Source organism: Bacillus cereus group sp. Bc031 (genome assembly GCF_027716265.1).
GTDB classification, from domain to species: domain Bacteria; phylum Bacillota; class Bacilli; order Bacillales; family Bacillaceae_G; genus Bacillus_A; species Bacillus_A paranthracis.
The window spans coordinates 1-19,073 of record NZ_JAQFUL010000069.1 but is presented as its reverse complement, the minus strand read 5'-3'; the positions used below and the strand labels follow the sequence as shown (position 1 = coordinate 19,073).

The window sequence follows — 19,073 nt, the reverse complement described above, 5'->3', positions numbered from 1 at the left end:
GAGAAGAAATAGGAAGAGAAAGAGCAAATATGTTGCAAGATGACGAGTTAGGGGAAGAAAGACGCAAAATCTTGTAAATATCTGTTACAATAAATTAAATATAATAGTAGTAAGGAATTTTATGATGAAAACTACTTTGTTATGATCCATGGTTTAGGGAGGAATATAAAGTGGATAATTTATTACAAATGTTTCGAGATGCATTGTTAATCTCTGAGCCAATTTATAAAACAAATGAGCTAGTATGGAATAAGTGGAATGCATATTTTAAAGATGTTGAAAACAATAATAATAAAGTATTAACCTCATCTCATGCATCTCCATCATTTACTGCATTAGTGTCTTGGTTAGAAAAAAAGCAAGAATCCGGTATTACATTAGTACAAATTTATGCGAAAATTGATTCCTATAAGGAAGAAATATATAAAGAAATTGAAGGATTTATAGAAAAAGAATTTCAAGATATAGCACTTTCAAGTTCCATAGTAGTAGAAAATAATCAAAATATAGATAAGACAAATATAGTAAATCATGAGGATTATTATGAGGTAAATAACTCTGCTGTTTATTATAAGCTAAGAGATGGGATTGCAAAAAATCAATTTGAAGAAGATGAGTTAAGTAAGGTTTTACAATATCCTATTGAAACTAAATCTTCTAATGGTGTAGCTCAGCTTTCTTCACACAAAGATGAAGATTTAAGACTTACAAATATAGAAGAAGCTGCTCGGTGGAATACCCTTGTCGATGATGTAATGAGTAATATGGATGATTTAACGGCAGATTGTTTAGATGCAATTACAATACAATGGATAAACGAAGCAAAATCTCCAGACGAATTCATTGATTTTTCTTATGAGCAAGTTTTAGAAATGTGTAACATTCCAAAAACAGTAGTCAAAAATAAAGAATACTATAGAGCGGAAGATAAAATTAAAATAGCAAAGAGAATTGCGGCTTTAGCAAGCATTTTTATCTATTTAAATGATGATAATGAGGTAGTAGTATTAAATGACCGTGATGATGATGGAGAACGTTTAGAATTAAAACGTGAAGTAATCAAAAGGTTATTTGTATTAGATTCAGTTGTATTGTGGAGACATAGTGTTACTAATGAATACATGGGCATTGAGTCTTGTCGTATTAAGCCAGGCAGCTTTTTAACCAATTACTTATACGGATCAAATAATACAACAGCGTTATTATCTAAAAAAGCACTTGAATATAATAGTTATAGACACAAATATCATAAAAGGTTAATTCGATACTTAACATGGCAATGGAGAATTAGACAAATGTATTCATCATTGAAAAAGCCATATTCTATAGGTGGGGACAAAGGGCTGCTAGCAGTAATGGATATCCCAAAAGATTGGAAGCCGAATCGCATTAGAGAACAGTTGGAAAATGTTCTAATGGATTTAGAAAATGAAAAAGTAATCTCTCATTGGGAGTATAGTGATCCACTTGATGAACAACAAATTGGGAAACGTAATTGGTTTAAAAACTATTACGCTAATTTAGGAATAACGATTTTACCGCCTGAGGAAATGCTGCAATCAATGGATAGGGTAATCGGAAAGAAATGTATAGAAGAACTTCAAGAACAATTACCTGAAGTAACAGTTGTTAAAGAAGTAAAGAAGACTGTAGAATCAGTCGAACAAATAGAGAAGAAAATCCGTGAACAAATACTGAAAGTACACAATGAAAAAAAAGTAAGCATTCGTGAAATAGCAGATGAAATTAGTATTTCTCCGTCTACATTATCTAGATTTTGCAATTATAAAACAAAACGTTTATCTAAAAAAGCATTAGAAAAGCTAACGAAATGGTGCGAAAGACAAGAAATATTAGAAAAGATGTAACATAGACTAAACATTTCTTTTAATAATAGTCCAATTAAAAATACACATACATTATGTATGTGTATTTTACTTATTATCAATTGCAAGAGGCAAAATTTCTTTTATTAAAAGTAATTTTGGAGGGCGAAGGTCCTACTGAAAAATCAAAATAGTTATACTGTTTAATCCACTACAATTAAACTTCTTGTCTTATCGATATGGTTCAGTAACATACGATACTCTTCTTCATACATAGTTAAACGTTGTAGAAGGGATTGATTCTCAGCTTCTAAATCTTCAATTTGATTTTGTAAAATTGTCAATTCATTTATATCTTTATAATTTTGTAGAAAGAGAATAATGTCATCTAATGTAATAGACAAAGAGTTTGTTTCTTTTTCTGGTTGGGAGAGAGGAATGCTGTTTCCCACTTTTCGGTGTTGTTTGGCTTGTTGGATTTCGTCTTGGTATTGTTTTCTCACATATGAATTCCAACGAAATCCACAAGCTGCGGGTGTTCTAGCTAGTAGTTTTGCTACTTCTTTGAATGCAGCTAACTGTGTTCCACCGTTACGAATATACTGAAGTACTGTTGATGCGAGAAGTAAATCGTTATCATTAGTCCAAGAATCTTGTCTTGAAATTACCACGTTTTAACCCCCCATATATGTTTTATATTACATATATGCAGTTACTTAAAATGATAGAAGCTCAATCTCTCTTACAATAATTAAGGGTAAGTTTATAGAAGTATCTATGATTTTCAATGCAAAATTACATATAGGGTTGACTATTCACCAAATCTGTAACTATAATGGTTACAGGTTTGCAACTGAATTAATAGGATTGACATGAGTTAGTTCTATGAATGATGTATAAACAAATATTTAAGAATGAATGGAGTTGAAAATACAGACCTAAATATAAAATATATTTCTAGAAAGAAATTAGGTAATATACATTTTTTTATAATTATATATTAATAAAAAGAGGTGCGCGTTTTGAAAATTTTTAAGGGAATTCTAGTTTCTTCAATTGCATTAACAGCATTTAATGGAGTAGGTGGTATACTTCCAAGTGAAAAATCAGAAGTTGCCTACGCAGCTACTTACAATTATTCAAATAAGCAATTAAATTCTACTGTACATAAGCAAGCTACTAAACAATTAATTTTAAAATTTAAAAATGAAGCGAATTTACCATATCAGGATGGAATAGAAAAATTCATTAAAGAAGAAAAACAAGATCCTGAATTCATTGGAATTTTAGCTGAATATCCAAATGTAACTATAAATCGACTTTTTAATTCTTTAAATCCTAAAGAAATTAAAAATCTAGGTAAAGAAATAAAAGATTCTGATCATATTTCTTCTAATTTGCTAAACTACTATATTGTAGAAACTCAAGATGGTATTGATGTACAAGTGTTACTTACAAAAATTGAGAAATCATCTCTTGTTGAAACGGCGTATTTACAGGAAGAAGAGGCTTCACCAGCAGAGCGTTTACCAAATTTATCTGTTAACCCATATGATGAGCCTAGACTTACAAGACAAGGTTATCTTGAACCAGCACCATTAGGAATTAATGCACCTTATGCCTGGAGCATAAAAGGTGGGGATGGAAAAGGGACTACATTCGTAGATATGGAGTATGGATGGTTATTTAGTCATGAGGATTTAGTGAATCAAAAGATTGAATTGATATCTGGACAGAATAAAAGCGAGCACCATGATCATGGTACTTCAGTCTTAGGAATTGTTTCGGCAGAGGATAATAACATAGGCGGAATTGGAATCGCGCCCAAAGCTAAGGTAAAGGTTGTATCTCAAATTAGGGATAACGGAAATTATAATACAGCTGATGCTATTTTAAGTGCGGTTAACAATATGCAAGCTGGAGATATTCTTTTACTAGAGGCACAAGCAACTTACGATGGATATGGAGATAAGAACTATCTTCCTGTAGAAGTAAAACCGGATATATTTGATGCAATTCGTCTGGGAGCAAATAAAGGAATTATTATTATTGAAGCAGGTGCAAACGGCGGAAACGATTTAGATCAATTCAGAGACCGTAATGGTAAACAAGTTTTAAATCGTAATAGTCCTGATTTTAAAGATTCAGGGGCAATTATGGTTGGAGCAGCTTCTGCAAGGGTTCCTCATAAACGTTCATATTTCTCTAATTACGGTAGTAGAGTGGATGTGTATGGATGGGGGAATGCAGTTGATACTACAGATGCTAAACCAAGTGAATTTACAACAAATCTATATACTTCTAGCTTTAGTGGAACATCTAGCGCATCACCTATTATTGCTGGTGCTGCTGCATCAATTCAAGGAATTGCAAAAAATAATAAGGGAAAAGTATATACACCAAGCCAGCTTAGGAATATTTTAAGCGACCCTAGTACTGGAACGAAATCTAACGATCCAATCTCTGATAAAATTGGTGTTTTACCTGACTTAAAAGCCATTTTATCTAAACTGGGTTTTTTACCAAACTTAAGTAATGATTCTTCCATTGTATTTCCTGAGGAACAAGAGATAAATAAAGGGAATAAGGGAAATGAAGGATCAACTATTACATTCCCAAAAGAAGATTCCGCTAATAGTGAAGGGGACTCTAGCTTTATTTTCCCAGAATAATTGGTTAATTAGGAAGAGTTAAATAGATTTTTAAATGAATATATTGTTGTGTTCTTAGTGTAGTGAAGTATTTTACATCGAAAATCAAACAAGTATAACCCCTTCCTAAATTTAGGAAGGGGTTATACTTGTTTGAGCTTTTAAATTTAATCACTTTATTGTCGATTTATATTTAGTAGAAAAGATTCATAAACTAATTGCTTTTTAGTAAAACTTGGAGTAAAAGCTTCCCAGTTTCACGGCAAAAGTAATCTTTCGTCTTCCTGAGTCTTACTTCAAAGTAAGATGTTCAGTATGGCTATTCCGTTAATACTGTTGATATTTTAAACAGGAAACGAATGGATCAATTTTCCCAATCTATTTTCTTCCCCAACCTTATTATCAAGCTATCAAAAGTTTATGGCTCTACACCTACCGTGGCTATCGCTTTTCATACGCTTAAAAAGTAAAAAGCTAAGGAATAAAAATATATTTAATTATATAAAGGGAGGAAATGTCTTTGGGATAGTGTTTTATATTGAAAATTCCGTCTTTTATTTATAAAGTTATAAATTGTAAAATTATGGTAGAATTAGTTTTATATGGTTATATATTACATTTTTTACAGGGGGAAATTATGATTGAACATGTTGATGTACTTATCGTTGGTGCAGGACCAGCTGGATTATTTCTAGCAAAAGAATTACTAGGGATTTCTAATCAGACAGTAGCTTTAGTTGATAGTGGAAGATCTATTAAAAAGAGATATTGCCCTTTGGTTAATAAAGGGAATTGTACACAATGTAATATTTGTCATGTTGTTGAGGGGGTTGGTGGTGCTGGAATGTATTCAGATGGAAAATTATCATCTTTTCCAGCAGGTAGTGGTTTAGTTAAGCTTCTTGGAAGCGAAGAAAAAGTAATTGAATTAAATAATTATGTTTTAGACCCATTTATTTCTAAAATGAATAATGATGGAATTAAGCAAACAAAAGCAGATGAATCGCAAGATTCATGTATGATACAACAGGCTACAGATAATAAATTAGACTGGAAATGTTATGATGTCTATCATATTGGTACAGAAGGTATTATTGAATATTGTATTGAGCTAGAAGAGGATTTAGTCAATGGTGGACTAAATCTACTAACCCAAACAAAATTAAAAAGCGTAGAAAAGAAAGAAGATATTTTTATCTCTACTTTAATAAATAGAAGGGGAGAAGAGTATCAAATTTCTTCAAGTAATTTAGTCATGGCAACTGGAAAAGCTTCTGGTCATGTTTTAAGAAATATAATGGATAAATTAAATGTAAATTATTCTTTTAATGAAATTGAATTAGGTGTTCGAGTGGAAACTGAAAGAGAAGGTATAGTTGCATTGTCGGAAACTCATTTAGACGCTAAAATAAAAACGAAGATGGATGATGGAGCTGAAGTAAGAACGTTTTGTATGTGTAATGGAGGATATCTAGTTAATTGTTACTATGATTCTTATGTTCCTAACGAAAAAATTTGTACAATCAGTGGATTTTCTTTTAGAGATAAAAAATCTGATAATGCGAATTTTGGTGTGTTAGTAAGACAAAGTTTCCCAGATTATGTTGATCCAATGGGAATGCAATTGGGAATTATACAAGCAATTAATAGGGCCTCGGGTTATGGGGGAACGATTGTACAGAGATACGAAGACTTTATTTCAAATCGTCCTACAAGTAAGGAGGGGCTAGAAAATAATTCAATCCAATCAACGCTTCCAGAAGCTACACCGGTTAACTTAAGATGGGTACTTCCTGATTATGTAACAAATCATATAGAAAGCTTTTTAGGGAAATTATCTGGTTTATCAAATAAGTTAATTACAAAAGATACTTTACTACATGCCCCAGTATGGGAATTATGTTGGGATAAAGTGCATGTAGATGAACATTTACGTACGAATATTTCAGGATTTTATGTAGCTGGAGATGCCATTGGATGGGCAAGAGGGATTATTCAAGCCGCGACTACTGGAGTAGTAATAGCTAGAGATATTCATACCAGAAATAAAGAATTAGTAAAAAGTTAGGAGTGGTTATTTGAATCCAAGAGTTGGAGTAGGAGCATTTATTATTGATGAAAACGAGAAATTACTATTAATATTACGTAATACAAATCCTGAGAGAATGCACTGGAGTATTCCAGGAGGAAAAGTAGAGTGGATGGAAACTGTAGAAGATACAGTTGTTAGAGAAATCAAAGAAGAAACAAACTTAGATATAAAATTAGAATCTTTATTATGCGTAACAGATCATATTATAAAAGAACAAGAAGTGCATTGGGTTTGTCCAACATATATTGCAACGGTAAATGATGGCGTAGTTAAAAGAATGGAACCAGATAAGATACTTGAAATCGGATGGTTTTCTTTAAATGATCTGCCAAAACCATTAACACTTACAACAATTAAGGCTTTAGAAGCGTATAGAAAAGAAAATGTAAGGAAGTGCTAATAGTGAAAGCTATCATAATGGATTTAGATGGCACATTAGTTAACAGTGAATGGTTAGCAAAAGAGGCGTATAATTTTGGTTTTAAAGAGGTATTAGGGAGACCACTAACTGTAGAGGAGAAAGAAGAACTAGTTGGAAAGCCGATAGCTCTATTTTTAAGCCGATTCCCTGATAAATCGGATTTAATTAAATCTCATATTCTTCACTATTATCAAGAAAATATTTATAAAGTGAAGCTATATGATGGGATAGAAAATATGCTTGAGAGTTTGTTAATGAAGGATTATAAATTAGGAATAGTTACATCACAGTTGAAACATTTTGCGAATAGTGAATTGGAAAATAATAAAATTCACTCATACTTTCAGAGTGTTTTAACGGTAGAAGATTGTGTAGAAAGTAAACCGCATCCTTTACCACTTATTCAAGCAGCTAAGGAATTAAATATAGACCCTAAACAATGCATGTATATTGGCGATCAAATTACTGATATACAAGCTGCTCATGCTTCTCAAATGAAGAGTGGAGCAGCATTATGGGGAGAAGGTATGTTTGAAAAACTAGTTATACAGGAGCCAAATTTCGTATTTAATACACCAAGTGAACTATTAGAACTATTAAATCAAAAATTAGAAAATAAATGGTAGTTTATTTTGAGATAGAATTGTAATCAAATAAGATTGAAGAAAAATTTTAGTTTCCATTTTGTCTTTTCAAAATTTATAAAGTGTGAAACTAAATAGAGGATAAGATACAGTGAATTGTCTTATCCTTTTTTATTTATAAGCAATGGTATGTGCATATAGATTTTCATTGAGTAAGATAGCTTGAAATTTACTAATTAAATTGTTACTGAGGGGGAGAAGGTATGAATAAAATATCTAAAGTTTATAGTGCGATAGAAGATATAAAACATAACTTTCTTGAGGTGAAACCAGATTTAACATTTAAAGAGGTAATAGAAGAGGCAAATCGATGTCTATATTGTTACGATGCTCCATGTATAAAAGCTTGTCCTACAAGCATAGATATTCCTTCTTTCATTAAAAAGATTACTACAGATAACTTAAAAGGGTCTGCTCGCGTAATTTTTGAGGCTAATCCAGTTGGAGCAACTTGTGCAAGAGTGTGTCCAACTGAAGAACTATGTGAAGGGGCATGTGTATTAAATGAAGCATCTCAACCAATAAAGATAGGAGATTTACAGCGCCATGTTACAAATTGGACAATGAAAAATGAAGTCCAGTTGTTTAAGGAAGGAGAAAAAAAAGGGAAAACCATTGCTATTGTTGGGAGTGGCCCAGCAGGCTTATCAGCTGCGCGAGAATTAGCAAGGTTAGGCTATACTGTTACAATTTTTGAAGCAAAAGAAAAAGCTGGGGGATTGGATACTTATGGAATAGTATCTTTTCGATTGCCGCAAGAAGTATCACTGTGGGAAGTTGATCAAGTTAAGAAATTAGGTGTTAAAATTCTTACTAACACAAAAGTGGGTAAGGATATTATAGTATCAGAACTAATGAATAGTTTTGACGTAATTGTTTTAGCGATTGGTATGTCTTCTGTACCAAATCTTAATATAGAAGGGGAAAATTTGAAGGGAGTATATGATGCAATCCAATTTGTTGAAGATACAAAAAGTAAAGAGCCCACTAGTCGGTTCTTAGGTTCGCGTATTGCAGTTATTGGTGCAGGAAATACAGCAATTGATGCAGCAACTTGTTCAGTTCGGTTGGGAGCTGAAAATGTAAAAATGATTTATCGTCGTACCCAGGAAGAAATGCCTGCATATCAATTTGAATATGAGTTTGCTAAACAAGATGGAGTAGAATTTAAGTGGTTAACACAACCAAAACGAATTATTGGTGATGAAAATGGACATGTAAAGCAATTGGAATGTATACGTATGGAATTGGGAGCAGAAGACTCTTCTGGGCGTCGTAGGTCAATTCCTATTGAGGGTTCGGAATTTATTATTGAAGTGGATGCAGTAATTAAGGCGATTGGGCAGACGCGTTATATTAAATTAATTGAAGAATTTGGTCTCCTTCATAATAAAGGTATTGTTAAAATCAATCCAAAAACAAACCAAACATCTAATCCAAAAATTTTTGCTGCAGGGGATGTTGTTTTTGGTGATGGTCAAGGTGAAGCAATGGTGGTTAGTGCGGCAGAGCAAGGTAAACAAACAGCATATGCTATTCATAAATATGTGTTTGGTTACAAATTAGATGGAATGATGAAGGAGGTTTTATAATGGCGGATTTGTCTATTAACCTAGCAGGGATAAAATCTCCTAATCCGTTCTGGCTAGCATCGGCACCACCAACAAATTCAGGATACCAAGTACAAAGGGCTTTTGCGGCAGGATGGGGAGGAGCTGTTTGGAAAACGTTAGGTGCACCAGTTGTAAATGTCTCTTCTCGTTTTTCTGCTACAAATTTTCAAGGGAAAAAAGTTGCTGGATTTAATAATATTGAATTAATTTCAGATCGTCCCCTTGAAGAAAACTTGAGAGAAATTTATGACACAAAGAAGAAGTTTCCGAATCATACAATTATAGCTTCACTTATGGTAGAACCGAAGCAACATCAATGGCACGAGATTGTTAAAAGGGTACAAGATGTAGGAGTTGATGGATTTGAACTGAATTTTGGTTGTCCTCATGGAATGGCTGAGCGTGGAATGGGATCTGCATCCGGGCAAGTACCTGATCTTGTAGAAAAGCAGACATATTGGGTAAAAGAAGTAGCAGAAGTACCAGTGATTGTAAAGTTAACACCTAATATTACAGATATTACAGAAACCGCATATGCAGCCGTAAAGGGGGGAGCAGATGCAGTTAGTATGATTAATACAATTAACAGTCTAATGGGAGTTAATATTGATACATGGAATCCCATTCCACATGTAGATGGAAAAGGAGCACATGGTGGATATTGTGGCCCAGCTGTGAAGCCAATTGCATTAAATATGGTTGCAGAGTGTGCACGTCATCCCGAAATCAATGTACCAATTTCAGGTATGGGGGGGATTTCTAATTGGCGTGACACGGTAGAGTTTATATTAATGGGATCAACAAGCGTACAAGTTTGTACAGCTGCTATGCATCATGGTTTTAGTATTATAGAAGATATGTTAGACGGTTTAAATAATTATTTAGATGAAAAGGGAATTTCTTCTGTGATGGATATAGTAGGGAAATCTGTACCAAGATACTCTAATTGGGGGGATCTTAATCTAAGTTATCATGTGGTAGCAAGAATCAATGATGATGTTTGTATAAAATGTAATAAATGTTATATTTCTTGTGAAGATACATCACATCAGTGTATTGAGATACTTACTAACGATAAGGGAAGTAAATTTCTTAAGGTTCGTGAAGAGGATTGTGTAGGGTGTAATTTATGTTCTATTGTTTGTCCTGTTGATGGAGCAATTGATATGATTGAAACTACAAGTAAAGCACCAGTGACTTGGAATGAGCTTCAAGCTTCAATAAAATAGCTAATAAAAATTAAACATCCAAAGAAGAATACACAAGGTTATCATAAATAAATGCTGCCCTGATTCAATTTTTGAATCAGGGCAGCATTTATTTATGATATAGACCAATAGCTTCAGTAATATTAGTGAGTCCATCTTTTTCTAGTAAAGTTAAGATTTCTTGATTAATATGCTTTGCAACAGAGGGACCACGATAAATCATACTAGTATAGATTTGAATAAGTGAAGCGCCAGACTTAATTTTTTCATATGCATCTTCTCCAGTAAATACTCCACCGGATCCTATAATGGGTAAATTTCCTTGAGTCTGTCGATAGATTTTAGAAATAATTTCTGTAGAACGATGATTTAATGGTTTACCGCTTAAACCACCATTTTGTTTTTGAAATTTTGAATTTAGATTAGTGCGACTTATAGTTGTGTTCGCTGCGATAACTGCATCAATTTTTACCTCTTGAATTATTGAAATAACTCCTTCTAGTTGTTCTGGAGTTAAATCAGGAGCAATTTTTAAAATAATAGGACGATATTGATTATGTTTTTTACACAGCTCATTACGTTTATCTAATATAGAAGTTAATAATGGTTTTAAAGTATCGACATATTGTAAGTCTCTTAATCCTTCAGTGTTTGGAGAACTAATATTAATGACAAAATAGTCACCATAGGAATATAGTGTTTCCAATCCCTTTTGATAGTCTAAAGTGGCATCTGAGTTTGGAGTATCTTTATTTTTCCCTAAATTTATCCCTAGAGGAATATTGGGACGTGGTAAAGTCATAAAGTTTTGCTTTGCTCTATTCAAGCCCTCACTATTAAAACCCATACGGTTAATAAGTGCCGTATCCTCAGGTAAACGATATAAGCGTGGTTTAGGATTTCCAGATTGAGGTTTAGGTGTGATAGAACCTACTTCAACTGATCCAAAACCAAGTGATGCAAGACCTGGGTATACATCAGCAAATTTGTCAAACCCTGCCGCCAAACCAATAGGATTAGGAAATTTAATATCTAGTAATTTACATTCCAATCTAGAATCATTTAATCTCATATTTTTATTGTACATATTTCTAGCAAATGAAAATGATTGCATCATTTTTAAAGCATGAATAGTTCTCGTATGAGCTTTTTCTGGGTCCATCTTAAATAATAAATTGCGGATATTTGCATACATCGTTAGAATCTTCCCTTCAAATAAAATAAAAAGAACGATAAAAACTCTTTATCTAAAATGAACAATGTAAAGTGTATTCTAGATGATTGATAATTAAAATTTTTGGATAAGTACAACGCCTATAATAACTAAAATAGCACCAAGAATACGGGGTAAGGACAATAGATGTATAGGCACATTAATTAGACCAAAATGATCTATTAATACAGATGCAACAATCTGCCCGGCAAGCACTAACGCAACGGTGGTTCCTGCTCCAATTCTTGGAATAAGAATAATGGTAGCCAGTACATAAAAAGCTCCCAAAACGCCACCAGTCCATACCCACCATGGTGCAGAAGCAATCCCTTTATTAAAACTAAAACCAGCTTTAAATAATGAAATGGTAAATAAAGTAATCGCCCCAACTATAAAGGAAATAGTCGCAGCTACAAGGGGGGATCCTACAAAAGTACGTAATTGAGCATTAATACTAAATTGAATAGGTAAAGCAAGTCCAGCCAGGAAGGCAAATATTAAGAATAAAATCCACATAATAAAATATCTCCTTACTTATATGAAATTGTTAAATATAGAATAAGTATGTAATATTATTTTTTAAAATTAATAGTATTTTATGAATAATCCGAGGGTGCCTCACCCATTATATTCCATAGATAGGTGTTATTCAAATGTTTTTTAGGCTGATTTTTCAGATGTAAAATTTATTTTTTAATATTTTTATGCAGAATAATTTAGAAAATAATAAAATTTATTTGTTATGATTATTAGTGTTAGCGATAATAATAGAGAAATATATTTTTAGAAATGAGGGGTTAAAATTATGAACTCAATATGTGTATTTTGCGGATCAAATTATGGGGAAAGTGAAGAGTATAAACATGCAGCAGAAAAGTTAGGTAAATATTTAGGTGAAAAAAATATCACATTAATTTATGGTGGAGGAAAAGTGGGATTAATGGGGAGTGTAGCAAATTCTGCCCTACAAGTTGGCGGGAATGTGGTAGGGATTATCCCAGAATTTTTACGAGATAAAGAAATTGCGCATCAAGGTATTACGGATTTAATAGTTGTAGACTCTATGCATTCACGTAAACAAAAGATGAATGATATGGCTGATGGATTTATTGTATTGCCTGGTGGATATGGAACTTATGAGGAAATGTTTGAAGTTTTATCTTGGGGACAAATTGGTATACATAAAAAGCCGGTAGGCCTACTTAACGTTGATGGGTTTTTTGATCCTTTAATTGATATGTTACAACATACAGTTGAAAAAGGATTTGCAAGACCTGAAAATCTTAGTTTAATTCTTTCTTCAACAAATGTAGAAGATCTTTTAAAGAAAATGAAAAATTATAATCATATTATAGTGAATAAATGGGTTAAATGAAGAGGATTAATATAATTTTTAATAAGGAAAGAGGGGGACTTACAATAGTTCCCTCTTTTTTTGTTTGAAAAATAAAATTTGATATAACAAACGTTTATATCAATTAATAATAAAAAAATTCTAACAAAATTTTATCAAGTTTTTTTCTGATGATATTAGTTTACAAATATAAAAACTAAGTATATTACCAAGTAGATTTTATTACACTGTAATCTGTACTTTTAATTGAGAGAAGCTTTAAATTTATGATAATACTAGTAGTTTTAGAGGAAGAATGAAAAATGAAATGTATGAAATCTGAGGAGTGATGTCAGACAATTACTTTTTTGTAAAAAAATAATAAATTTTCTGATATATTATTGAATCTGCATTTTTTGTTTGATATATTATTAATCATTGGAAGTTTGGGAATTATTAGACTATTGATATCTGTTTAACCTCATGAATTAATGGATTGAAATAGAATGCATTGAATATGCGTAACGAATTTATTGCTTTTACTAGCAAGATATTTAAGAAACTAGGGAGGGAAATCTGTGTTATCTGCATTAAAGGTAGTGCCAATCGAACAAATATTTTTACATGAAGAATATGAGGTAGAGAGGTTAAAATCAATTTGTAAAAAAATTAAAGATGAACAAAAGCTAAAGAATCCACCTATTGCCTTACAAATAAATAATGGCAAGTATTTAATACTTGATGGTGCACATAGAACATCTTCTCTGCAAGCTCTAAATTGTAAGAGAATGGTTGTTCAAGTAGTGGAATCAGAATTGATATCTATTGATTCATGGGCACACTATATTCCAAATGACAGAAACTTTATTGCAGATTTAAAAGAAAATCCTAATTTATATTGGAGCGATGTTCCTATTCAAAAACAAGATTTTTTAGCGATTATTACAATTGATGGGAATAATTATTATATTTATTCTAAGTTTATGAATCAATTAGATTTGACCTTAATGGTAGATTTGTGGAAACAAATTGTAAATGTATATAGAGATAAATATCATTTTCAACGTATTTCCAATAATGAGTTAAAAGAAGATGGTATTGTTATTCGTTATCCTTCTTTAAGTTTAAAACAAATCGCTCAAGTAGTAGAAGAAGGTATCTTACTTCCTGCTGGTGTTACAAAATTCACAATAAATTGTGGACGTTTTTTAAACTTAAATGTACCTTTAAGTTTTATTATCCGTGAAGATTATGTAGAAGAAGATTGGAAAGAGATGTTAAGTCTCTGGAAAGAATCTATTAGATTGTATACAGATCCAATATATTTATGTGAGATTTAAAAAAGAATTATTTTTCTGAAAAACTAAATATTCATAATTTTGGAGGTATTTTAAATGTTGTATAGAGAAAGAACTAATGATAATCGAAAAGTATATTTAAATGGCGAATTAATTAAGGACGTATCAAAACACTCAGCATTTGAAGGAGCGATTCATTGTGTAGAACAGTATTACAGTTTGCAGAATGAGAAACCAGAAGAGCATAGTTTTATAGATGAAGAGGGACAACAATGCTCAATTAGTTTACTAGTTCCGAAAAATATAGAGGATTTAGAAAGAAAAAGAAAGGCTTATAAAGAAATAGCTGATATATCTTATGGAATGCTTGGTAGAACACCTGATTTTATTAATGCGGCAGTAGCTACAATATCTGCCCATGCTGGTTTTTTCGGAAGCGGGGAATATGCAAATTACACTGAAAATGCAAAGCAATATTATAAGCATGTAAAGAAAAATAATTTATTTATAGCACATGGATCAATTAATCCACAGATTGATCGTTCAAAAGCTTTAGGTGCACAAGAGCATGATTTTGCAGGAGTACATGTGGTGCGTTATGATGCATCCGGAATTGTGGTTAAGGGTGCAAAAATGATTGTTACTTTAGCACCAATTGCAGATGAACTACTAATCTTTAATATGCCGGGGCTTAAAGCTGGTGATGAGAATTATGCAGTAGCATTTACTATACCTGTAAATTCTCCAGGATTAAAAGTAATTTGCAGGAAACCATTAGTGAAAGAGGGATATGATAAGTTTGATCATCCATTGACAAATCAATTTGATGAAATAGATGCTTACTTATTATTAGATGAAGTGTTTGTTCCTTGGGATAGAGTTCTTATATTTAGGGATGTAGAAAAATCTAATCAATTTTATGATAAGACTTTTGCAAGGCACCATACAGGACATCAAGGAATTGTAAGGGGACTTGCAAAGGCCGAACTATTGACTGGTATTGCAATTAAACTAGCTGAAATGCTAAAACTTAATCAATTTATAAATGTGCAAGAAAAATTAGGAGAGTTAACATCTTATGTAGAGTTATTAAAAGCAAGTATCGTATTAAGTGAGCAGGACGCATATATGAGTCCTGAAGGAGTAATTACACCAAGTATTAATGCAATTCAAGCTATTAGATATAATTTCCCAAAAATGTATGAAAAAATGGTGAAATGCATTCAATCTCTAGCTGCTGGTTCTATGCTTGCGACACCTCATCATGAAGATTTCTTTAATGAAAATGGAGATTACTTAATGATGGCTCTTTCAACTGGTGAATTTGATGCAAAAGAAAGAACGATGCTACTTAATTTAGCATGGGATGCTTCGGGAGACGCTTTTGGTCAGCGTCAATTAGTATATGAGTACTACCATGCTGGTGATCCAATGCGTATAGCAGCTGGGCATTATCTTTCATATGAAAAAGGTCAAATGTATAGCATGGTGGAAAGGATTTTGAAGAGTGAAACGAATAAAGTGTGCATGTCTCGTTAAAAAAGAAAACAGTAAATTGTTATTGGTAAGGGTACGAGATAATCAGCATTGGTATTTACCAGGTGGGAAGATTGAACAAGGCGAGATAGCTAGTGAAGCTTTAAAAAGAGAGATACGTGAGGAATTAAATATAAAACTAATACCGAAGAGTATTCAATATTTATATACAGTTACTGGACCAGCATATAATGAAGAAGCGTTAGTTGATCTGGTTTGTTTTTCTGCAGATTGGGAAGGGGAAATTCAACCTAAGGCAGAGATTAGTGAAGTGGATTGGATTGAATGTAAGGAAGCGAATTTATTAGCTCCAGCAGTGTTGGAATTAATAAAAAGCTGGGATTAATTATTAATATTGGGGTGAACAACTACATTGATTTATAATATAGAACGTTTAGTTAATAAGATGAAACAAAATAATTTAGATGTCATTATTGCTGCTACGAAAGAAAATATTCGTTATTTTACTGGGTTTCAGCCAGTCGTAAAGACATTAAATCCATACTTTGGACAATGTTATGCAATTGTTACAATTGATAGTCCTGAAGTTGTGCATCTTGTACATTCTATTGGAGAAATTGATCAAGTATTAGATGCACGAGTGCAAGTAGGAAAAGTATATACTTATGGAGTTTTTTTTAGGGAATATTCAAATAACGTTCCTCTGACTGAAGAAGAAGAGCAACTAAAACTATTATCTAATGTTGATGCGAGCTATTCTAATGGAATTGAAGCATTGATTGCTCTTTTAAAAGATATAGATGTTGAACATTGCAACATAGGTATAGATGAAGACGGAATGCAACCAAATCATATTAATACGATTAGTAATTATTTTAAGAAAAGTAGTATAAATCCTGTTTCAAATATTTTAAGACATGTTAGATCTATAAAAACAAATCATGAAATTCAGGCACTGACTTATTCGGCAAATTGTATTGAAAATGCAATTGAAGATGTAACAAATAATTTATTTGAAGGCATAAGTGAATATGAAATAGCAGACATTTTTAATTGTTCTATCGCCAAAAAAGGAGCATTGCCTGTTTTACCGATGATTAAGGTAGGAAGACATGCTGTGGGAGGTCAGCGGAGACAAAGTAAAGACATTAAATTAATGCCAGGTGACCTAATTTGGTTCGACTGCGATATTGTATGTGATGGATACTGGGCTGATATTGCTCGAGTCTTATCATATAAGTATATGAAACCGGAATATGATAAATTTAATGCTCTTTATCAAGGCCAATGTATAGCTATGCAAGAGATTCAGCCTGGCATGAAGGGGGCAGATGTTTTTGACTTAACGATGAATGCAGTTTATAAATCTGGTTTCACGGAATATAGAAGACATCATGTGGGACATGGGATAGGATTGGAGCCTTATGAGTTGCCTATACTTGCTCCAAATAATGAGGATGTAATTGAAGAAGGAATGGTCTTATCTGTAGAAACACCATATTATGAGTTTGGTTTAGGAGCCTTACATGTAGAGGATCCAGTTTTGATTTCTTCTAGTGGTAATAAAGTGTTAACTCGCACAAAAGGGCATATCAAAATCGTGGAGTGATAAATGTATGATATATGATAATATTACAGAATGCATTGGAAATACACCCGTAGTAGATTTCAAAAGTGATTTAGTACCTTATGGTAAAAAATTATATTTAAAACTGGATTATTTTAATCCGAATTTCAGCGTAAAAGATAGAACAGCCCTTGGATTAGTAAAAGCTACTATAAAAAGTGGGAAAATTCAAAAAGGTGATATGTTAATAGAATCAACTTCAGGAAATTTGGGTAAATCTCTAGCAATGTTAGGCGCTGTGTATGGATTTCAGGTAATTATTGTTGTGGACCCAAAGATTAGTTCTAACTTATTAAAATGGTATAACGCATATGGTGCTCGAGTTGAGATGGTAAAAAATCCAGATGAAAATGGTGGGTTCCAAAAAGCGAGAATTCAACGTGTGAAAGAACTCATATCACAATATCCTAATGCATATTGGACAAATCAATATGATAATCCCGATAACCCTAATTTTCATGCTGAAACTACTGGTAAAGAAATTGTCGATTTACCTATTGATTCTGTTGTAGGGGCAGTAAGCACAGGTGGACATTTGTGCGGAATTGGAAAATTTATCAAACGATTTAACCCTGAGATAAATGTAATTGCTTGTGATGTTAAAGGTTCTGCTGTATTCCAAAATCAATTTAATCCGTACTTAATTAATGGGGTCGGGCTGAGCTGGAGAGGTCAAAATACGAATTTAGAAGTGATAGATCAAGTTTGTATAGCAAGTGATCAAGAAGCAATTTCAACTTGTCGCATATTAGCTAAAGAGTATGGCATTATGATAGGTGGTTCTGGCGGGTTATCAGTCATTTCAGCATTAGCATGGCTACAAAATAGTAGTGCAAAGGCGGCTGTGACAATTATTCCAGACACAGGAGTAAACTATTTGGATCAAATTTATGATGATATCTGGTTAGAGCAAAGAGGAATAATATTATTAGAAAAAGAACAGCTTCAACAAAGGATAAATGCGAAGCAATTTATGACAACAGACAACCTAGAAAGTAAAACTTTAGTCTGAAAAGCATAGTTTTTAAATCCATGGCCTATAATAAGTAAACTAGTTTATATTATAAGTTTAAAAAACAGGAAATAACTACCTAAGCACATAAATATATGTAATTTCTATTAATAAGGAGGCAACTAGTGAAATGAATGCCAATAAGGAGCAATTTATAAAGTTCATTTTTGAGGAAAATATTCTTAAATTTGGCGATTTTGAATTGAAATCAGGACGTCATAGTCCGTATTTCTTTAATTTTGGATCATTTGATGACTCGGTTAAATTATCTAGATTAGGAGAATCCTATGCTTCTAATATTATAGAAAATGACATTAAGTTTGATGTTATTTTTGGACCTGCGTATAAAGGGATTCCAATTTCTCTATCTGCATCGATGGCTTTGTTTTATAAACATGGCTTACGAGTGAATTATGCATTTAATCGTAAAGAAGCAAAAAACCATGGTGAAGGCGGAAATATTATTGGAACATCTCTAAAAGGAAAGAAAATACTTGCAGTAGATGACGTTATTACTTCAGGTAGAACAATTAAAGAAACAAAAGAAATTATTGAGAAGGAAGGTGGTGTTGACAGTAATCAAAAAATAATATAAAATAGTATAAAATCATATAAAAGCGAGTCTAAAATAGACGCGT

17 protein-coding genes are annotated in these 19,073 nt (G+C 32.4%); 14 read left to right on the top strand and 3 right to left on the bottom strand.

The window, feature by feature from the left end; all coding sequences use genetic code 11:
* Positions 1 to 170: 170 nt before the first annotated feature.
* Positions 171 to 1,868, top strand: a complete 1,698-nt coding sequence (locus PDQ33_RS21740; protein ID WP_000369387.1) for a helix-turn-helix domain-containing protein — start codon at positions 171 to 173, stop codon at positions 1,866 to 1,868.
* Positions 1,869 to 2,029: 161 nt separating this feature from the next.
* On the opposite strand, the gene PDQ33_RS21735 is transcribed toward PDQ33_RS21740, so the two are convergent.
* Positions 2,030 to 2,497: an RsfA family transcriptional regulator gene (locus tag PDQ33_RS21735; RefSeq protein ID WP_000237083.1), complete on the bottom strand. Its 468-nt coding sequence runs from the start codon at positions 2,495 to 2,497 to the stop codon at positions 2,030 to 2,032.
* Positions 2,498 to 2,848: 351 nt separating this feature from the next.
* On the opposite strand from PDQ33_RS21735, the gene PDQ33_RS21730 reads away from it, so the two are divergent.
* The 6 genes from PDQ33_RS21730 to preA all read left to right on the top strand — a co-directional run bounded on the left by PDQ33_RS21730 (position 2,849) and on the right by preA (position 10,476).
* Positions 2,849 to 4,498 carry a S8 family peptidase gene (locus PDQ33_RS21730; protein WP_000688769.1) on the top strand — a complete coding sequence of 550 codons (1,650 nt, stop codon included), beginning with the start codon at positions 2,849 to 2,851 and terminating at the stop codon, positions 4,496 to 4,498.
* A 616-nt stretch (positions 4,499 to 5,114) separates the two neighbouring features.
* Positions 5,115 to 6,545 (top strand): NAD(P)/FAD-dependent oxidoreductase, encoded by a 1,431-nt coding sequence (locus tag PDQ33_RS21725; protein ID WP_000569549.1) that lies wholly within the window; start codon positions 5,115 to 5,117, stop codon positions 6,543 to 6,545.
* A 10-nt stretch (positions 6,546 to 6,555) separates the two neighbouring features.
* Positions 6,556 to 6,969, top strand: coding sequence for an NUDIX hydrolase (locus tag PDQ33_RS21720; RefSeq protein WP_001069631.1), 414 nt, complete (start codon positions 6,556 to 6,558; stop codon positions 6,967 to 6,969).
* A gap of 2 nt (positions 6,970 to 6,971) precedes the next feature.
* The gene (locus tag PDQ33_RS21715; RefSeq protein WP_000644049.1) at positions 6,972 to 7,616 is read left to right on the top strand and encodes an HAD family hydrolase; all 645 of its coding nucleotides are present in this window, start codon (positions 6,972 to 6,974) and stop codon (positions 7,614 to 7,616) included.
* A 221-nt stretch (positions 7,617 to 7,837) separates the two neighbouring features.
* Entirely contained in the window at positions 7,838 to 9,226 is a 1,389-nt protein-coding gene (locus PDQ33_RS21710) for an NAD(P)-dependent oxidoreductase (RefSeq protein ID WP_061531285.1), read from the top strand.
* A complete protein-coding gene (gene preA, locus PDQ33_RS21705) occupies positions 9,226 to 10,476 on the top strand; it encodes an NAD-dependent dihydropyrimidine dehydrogenase subunit PreA (RefSeq protein WP_000774520.1) in 1,251 nt (416 codons plus the stop codon). The genes PDQ33_RS21710 and preA overlap by 1 nt, the downstream gene beginning before the upstream one ends.
* Before the next feature lie 88 nt (positions 10,477 to 10,564).
* Here preA and PDQ33_RS21700 read toward each other — a convergent pair whose 3' ends face one another.
* Positions 10,565 to 11,650: a quinone-dependent dihydroorotate dehydrogenase gene (locus tag PDQ33_RS21700; protein ID WP_062821618.1), complete on the bottom strand. Its 1,086-nt coding sequence runs from the start codon at positions 11,648 to 11,650 to the stop codon at positions 10,565 to 10,567.
* Positions 11,651 to 11,743: 93 nt separating this feature from the next.
* Positions 11,744 to 12,184 carry a DMT family transporter gene (locus PDQ33_RS21695; RefSeq protein WP_000264901.1) on the bottom strand — a complete coding sequence of 147 codons (441 nt, stop codon included), beginning with the start codon at positions 12,182 to 12,184 and terminating at the stop codon, positions 11,744 to 11,746.
* Positions 12,185 to 12,473: 289 nt separating this feature from the next.
* Here PDQ33_RS21695 and PDQ33_RS21690 point away from each other — a divergent pair, with 289 nt between their 5' ends.
* The 7 genes from PDQ33_RS21690 (at position 12,474) to pyrE (ending at position 19,030) form a co-directional block, all read left to right on the top strand.
* Positions 12,474 to 13,043: a TIGR00730 family Rossman fold protein gene (locus PDQ33_RS21690; protein WP_001084317.1), complete on the top strand. Its 570-nt coding sequence runs from the start codon at positions 12,474 to 12,476 to the stop codon at positions 13,041 to 13,043.
* Between the two features lie 536 nt (positions 13,044 to 13,579).
* Positions 13,580 to 14,341 (top strand): ParB N-terminal domain-containing protein, encoded by a 762-nt coding sequence (locus tag PDQ33_RS21685; RefSeq protein WP_062821619.1) that lies wholly within the window; start codon positions 13,580 to 13,582, stop codon positions 14,339 to 14,341.
* A 54-nt stretch (positions 14,342 to 14,395) separates the two neighbouring features.
* Complete coding sequence (locus PDQ33_RS21680; RefSeq protein ID WP_000966858.1) at positions 14,396 to 15,838, top strand: 4-hydroxyphenylacetate 3-hydroxylase family protein; 1,443 nt, start codon at positions 14,396 to 14,398, stop codon at positions 15,836 to 15,838.
* Positions 15,807 to 16,181, top strand: coding sequence for an NUDIX hydrolase (locus PDQ33_RS21675; protein WP_046199359.1), 375 nt, complete (start codon positions 15,807 to 15,809; stop codon positions 16,179 to 16,181). Before PDQ33_RS21680 ends, PDQ33_RS21675 begins: the two co-directional genes overlap by 32 nt.
* 27 nt (positions 16,182 to 16,208) lie before the next feature.
* Positions 16,209 to 17,405 carry a M24 family metallopeptidase gene (locus tag PDQ33_RS21670; RefSeq protein ID WP_000639936.1) on the top strand — a complete coding sequence of 399 codons (1,197 nt, stop codon included), beginning with the start codon at positions 16,209 to 16,211 and terminating at the stop codon, positions 17,403 to 17,405.
* A gap of 7 nt (positions 17,406 to 17,412) precedes the next feature.
* On the top strand, positions 17,413 to 18,435 hold the full coding sequence (locus PDQ33_RS21665; protein WP_270394726.1) for a PLP-dependent cysteine synthase family protein: 1,023 nt from the start codon (positions 17,413 to 17,415) through the stop codon (positions 18,433 to 18,435).
* Positions 18,436 to 18,565: 130 nt separating this feature from the next.
* The gene (pyrE, locus tag PDQ33_RS21660; RefSeq protein WP_256733071.1) at positions 18,566 to 19,030 is read left to right on the top strand and encodes an orotate phosphoribosyltransferase; all 465 of its coding nucleotides are present in this window, start codon (positions 18,566 to 18,568) and stop codon (positions 19,028 to 19,030) included.
* Positions 19,031 to 19,073: the final 43 nt, after the last annotated feature.

What these genes read in the sequence shown, in the direction of transcription:
- PDQ33_RS21725 (WP_000569549.1), top strand. Translation starts at nt 5,115, where the DNA reads ATGATTGAACATGTTGATGTACTTATCGTTGGTGCAGGACCAGCTGGA.
- PDQ33_RS21710 (WP_061531285.1), top strand. Translation starts at nt 7,838, where the DNA reads ATGAATAAAATATCTAAAGTTTATAGTGCGATAGAAGATATAAAACAT.
- preA (WP_000774520.1), top strand. Translation starts at nt 9,226, where the DNA reads ATGGCGGATTTGTCTATTAACCTAGCAGGGATAAAATCTCCTAATCCG.
- PDQ33_RS21700 (WP_062821618.1), bottom strand. Translation starts at nt 11,650, where the DNA reads ATGTATGCAAATATCCGCAATTTATTATTTAAGATGGACCCAGAAAAA.
- PDQ33_RS21695 (WP_000264901.1), bottom strand. Translation starts at nt 12,184, where the DNA reads ATGTGGATTTTATTCTTAATATTTGCCTTCCTGGCTGGACTTGCTTTA.
- PDQ33_RS21690 (WP_001084317.1), top strand. Translation starts at nt 12,474, where the DNA reads ATGAACTCAATATGTGTATTTTGCGGATCAAATTATGGGGAAAGTGAA.
- PDQ33_RS21680 (WP_000966858.1), top strand. Translation starts at nt 14,396, where the DNA reads ATGTTGTATAGAGAAAGAACTAATGATAATCGAAAAGTATATTTAAAT.
- PDQ33_RS21665 (WP_270394726.1), top strand. Translation starts at nt 17,413, where the DNA reads ATGATATATGATAATATTACAGAATGCATTGGAAATACACCCGTAGTA.
- pyrE (WP_256733071.1), top strand. Translation starts at nt 18,566, where the DNA reads ATGAATGCCAATAAGGAGCAATTTATAAAGTTCATTTTTGAGGAAAAT.